This window comes from Streptomyces sparsus (assembly GCF_054776295.1).
This window is the reverse complement of the sequence record NZ_BAAHCA010000481.1, coordinates 1-3,744: the sequence shown is the minus strand read 5'-3', so window position 1 is coordinate 3,744 and position 3,744 is coordinate 1. Positions and strand designations below refer to the sequence as shown.

3 protein-coding genes and 1 pseudogene are annotated in these 3,744 nt (G+C 74.0%); 1 reads left to right on the top strand and 3 read right to left on the bottom strand.

Annotation, left to right across the window (positions count from 1 at the left end):
* A partial coding sequence (locus ACYVE9_RS18850; RefSeq protein ID WP_461029057.1) for a DUF1203 domain-containing protein occupies positions 1 to 359 on the top strand: 359 nt, incomplete at its 5' end.
* Positions 360 to 487: 128 nt separating this feature from the next.
* Here the strand turns inward: ACYVE9_RS18850 and ACYVE9_RS18845 are convergent.
* From ACYVE9_RS18845 to ACYVE9_RS18835, 3 genes and pseudogenes are all read right to left on the bottom strand, one after another.
* Positions 488 to 1,633 (bottom strand): alkaline phosphatase PhoX, encoded by a 1,146-nt coding sequence (locus tag ACYVE9_RS18845; RefSeq protein ID WP_461029056.1) that lies wholly within the window; start codon positions 1,631 to 1,633, stop codon positions 488 to 490.
* Between the two features lie 88 nt (positions 1,634 to 1,721).
* On the bottom strand, positions 1,722 to 2,414 hold the full coding sequence (locus tag ACYVE9_RS18840) for a TetR/AcrR family transcriptional regulator (RefSeq protein WP_461029055.1): 693 nt from the start codon (positions 2,412 to 2,414) through the stop codon (positions 1,722 to 1,724).
* 115 nt (positions 2,415 to 2,529) lie between these two features.
* Positions 2,530 to 3,744: pseudogene (locus ACYVE9_RS18835) on the bottom strand (hypothetical protein); the annotation flags it as partial.

Sequence of the window (3,744 nt, the reverse complement as noted above, 5' to 3'; positions counted from 1 at the left end):
CGGCAGGCGAGCGCATCGTGCTGGTCTCCTACGCCCCCCTGCGGCGTTGGGCGGCCGAGACCGGGGCGGTCCCCGGCCCGTATGACGAGTGCGGCCCGGTCTTTCTGCACGCCGACCGATGTGCGGGCCACTCCGCGGCGGCGGGCTATCCCGCGACGCTGCACGGACCGCGCCGGGTGCTGCGGGCCTACAGCGCCGAGGGCCGCATTCTCGGCGGCACGCTCGTGGAGCTGCCCGCGAGCCGGGTCGGGGAGGTGGAGGGTTTGCTGCGCGGCATCCTCGCCGACCCGGCCGTCCAGCTGGTGCACGTGCGGGCGGTGGAGTTCGGCTGCTTCCTGGCCGAGGTGCGCCGAGGCTGACGCCGACCGCACCGTTCACCCGCCTCCGCCCCGCGACCGGGCGCCGAGGCTGACGCCTACCGCACACGTCACCCGTTTCCGCCCCGCGGCCGGGCGCTCGTCGCGGGGCGGGGCGCTCACCTGACGGCTCAGCGGCGGAACGGGCCCCGCACCTCGAAGGTGACGCCGTCCAGGCCGGCCGGGTCGCCGAGCCGTCCCCGCTGCGAGGAGAAGTACAACCGGGAGCCGTCGGGGGAGAAGGCCGGGCCGGTCACCTCGGACTTCTCGTGGCCGTCGATCCGGATCACCGGCGCGACCACACCGTCCGGCGTGACGATGTTGATCTCCATGTTGCCGCCGTCCTCGGCCACGTACAGGTCACCGCCCGCGGTGCCGGTGACGTTGTCCACGCCGTCCAGCGACCCCGTGCCGTCATAGCTGACCGACAGCTCCTGCCGTCCCGCGTGGTACGCCCACACGCGGTTGTCGCCCTTGGTGGTGAAGTACGCGACGCCGTCCTGGTAGTGGCAGCCCTCGCCCCCGTCGAAGTGCCGGGCGGCGGACACCTGGTGCCGGGTCTGCCTGCCGAACAGCGGCCCCGACGGGTCCGGCACGCGCTGCCACTCCACGCCGCCGCCGGCCGTCTCGCACAGCACGTCGAGCCGGCCGCGCGCCAGCTCGCCCCAGGTGTCGGGGGTGTAGCGGTAGAAGCAGCCGTCCGACTCGTCCTCGGTGAGGTAGATGACGCGCCGGTCCGGGTCGCAGGCCGCCGCCTCGTGCTTGAACCGTCCCATCGCCGGGTGCGCCACGGCCGAGCGTCTGCCGAACGGGTCGGTCTCGAAGACCCGGCCGCGGAACGTCTCCTCGCAGGACAGCCAGGTCTGCCACGGTGTCGCGCCACCGGCGCAGTTCAGCGTGGTCCCGCTGAGGATGCGGTAGGCCCGGTCGACGGAGCCGTCGGCCCGGAAGCGGATCGCGGACGCGCCGCCGATGAGCGGCAGTTCGCAGTTGGACACGTAGATCCAGCCGTCGCCGTCCGCGAAGCAGGCACCGCCGTCGGGCGCACCGTGCCAGAGGATGCCGCCCACCGGGCGGGTCGACCGCGCCACGACACGGCTGGTGAAGCCCTGCGGCAGGGCGACGCCGTTGGCGTCGGGCGCCAGCAGCGGGCCGTAAGGGCCCGCGCCGGGCTGGGCCGCGAGCGCGACGGAGGCGGCGGACTGCCACAGGGCGCCCGAGAAGGCGACGGCCCCGGTGCCGGCGAGGGCGGCCCGGAAGAGGCTGCGACGCTGCATAAGTTACTCCCCAGTTGTTGGCTGCGGAGGTCACCGTCCCGCATCGGTGGCAGCCGCAGAAGGGGTGTGGCAGCGAAAGTTCGGTGAACTAGCGCGGTACCAACTCCACCAGTTGGGACATGAGTTCACCGAAAGGACCGTCCGCCGGCTCCTGGGCGAGGACTCGCCTGACCAGATCGGCGGTCTCCTCGTCGGTCGTCGCCGTGACGGCGCTGAGCGCCATGAAGTCGTGCACCAGCTGGAGTTCGAGTTCCTCGCGCGGAATGCTGCGGCCGTCCAGCCAGGTCAGCGCCGTCGTCTCGGCCAGCCCCACCCAGGAGCGGATCACCAGCGCCAGGCGCGGTCCCGGATCGGTGAGCTGAAGATGGTCGAGGAGCTGCTCGTACGCCTGCCGCCGCACGTCGTCGATCATCGCGGTGGCCCGCGCGGAACCGGCCGTGGTACCGCCGTGCAGCAGCGCCGCGAAGCCGGGGCCGTGCTCGGAGACGAAGTCGAAGTACCGGCGCATCACGCGCAGCAACCGGGCACCCAGCGGCCCCTCGTGCGGCTCCGCGAAGCGGCTGGCCAGCTCGTCCGCCGCCACCCGCACCGCCGCCTCGTACAGGCTGTGCTTGCCGGGGAAGTAGTGGTAGACCAGCGGACGGGAGATCCCGGCAGCGCCCGCGATGTCGTCGATGGACACCTCGTCCGGGGAGCGGCTGCTGAACAGCTCCAGCGCGACCGCTATCAGCTGCTGCCGCCGCTCCTGCACACCCATTCTGCGCCGTACTCCGGTCGTCATGGGCCCCAGCCTAACGACCAGACCGGCATGGGGAGTTGCGGCCCGCTCCGCGACCCGTGCCCCAGCTCTCCGGGGTGGCCGGCGCCATGGCACCGGCCACCCCCGGGGCGCCGGGTCAGCCCAGCGGCTTGAGCTTGCCGCCGTCCCGCAGCGTCGCCGTCAGCTCCGCCTTGGCGCCCTCCTCGGCCTCCACCGCCATCACCCGGCCGGTCACCTCACCCCGCACCTCACCGGTCGCCGAGATCGACGCCACCTGGCGGCTGCCGGCGGCCAGCAGGTACCAGTTGTCCGCACCCGACTTCCACAGCACGCCGGTGAGGGCCTTCGCCGAGCGGGAACCGCACGACGGGTCGTCCTGCACCTTGCCCACCACCGCGCTCGGCGCGCCCGGGTCCGTCGTGGGCGGCTGGAACTGGGTCAGTGCCCGGCTGCCGTCACCCCGCCAGGTCTCCGCGCGGGTGCACAGCCACAGCGCCCGGCCGCCGCTGTCCGGCAGCCGCTGCGCGGCGAACGCCCACGTGTTCACCGCGCGGACCCCGTTGCCGGTCAGCGTCGGCAGGTGGCAGACGGTACGGGCCAGCGCGCCCCGGCCCGCCGCTCCCTGCGGGTCGCCGGGCGTCGTCGACGGGTTGCCCTGGGTCAACCGCACCGGCATCAACTCGCCGAGGTCGGTGAGCAGGAACGAATCGTCCCGGCCCTCCGCGGTGAGGCGCAGCCCCGGCCAGGACTCGCAGCCCTGCTGCCCGCCGGCCAGCGGCGGGGAGATCAGCGGTTGGGTGACACCGTCGTCCTCCCACTCCACCGGCTGTCCCCGGTCCGCCGGGTCCCGCAGGTCGCTGACCACCGCCTCCGCCACCCAGGGCGCCAGCAGGTAGCGGGCGTTGCCGTCGCTGCGGGTCAGCAGGACCGCGCTCGACGCGGTCAGGTCGGCGCCGTCGGTGCGGGCGAAGTCCAACCCCACCAGGCCCTTCTCACCGCCGCTCGGCTCCGCGTAACGCACCACCCGCAGGCCGTCGTACAGCAGCACCACCGACGCGCCGTCCACCTCACCCGCGAACAGCAACTGCGGCGGGCCGGCCGCCGGACCGGGCTGCGTGCCCGGCGTCACCGTCACGTTGACCTGGCTGCCGGGCCGGGCCCACACCGCGAGCGCCCGCCGCAGCAGGTCCTCGTCGTCGGCGAGTTCACCGCGCACCGGCCAGACCGAGAAGTCCGTGCGCGCCGACGTCTCCCAGGCCGCCGCCTGGACCCGTGTCAACCGCTCGGGGTTCAGTGCCCGTTCGGACGCCGGGTTGCGCGCGTACGACGGTGCCGCGGCGCCGTCCCGCCC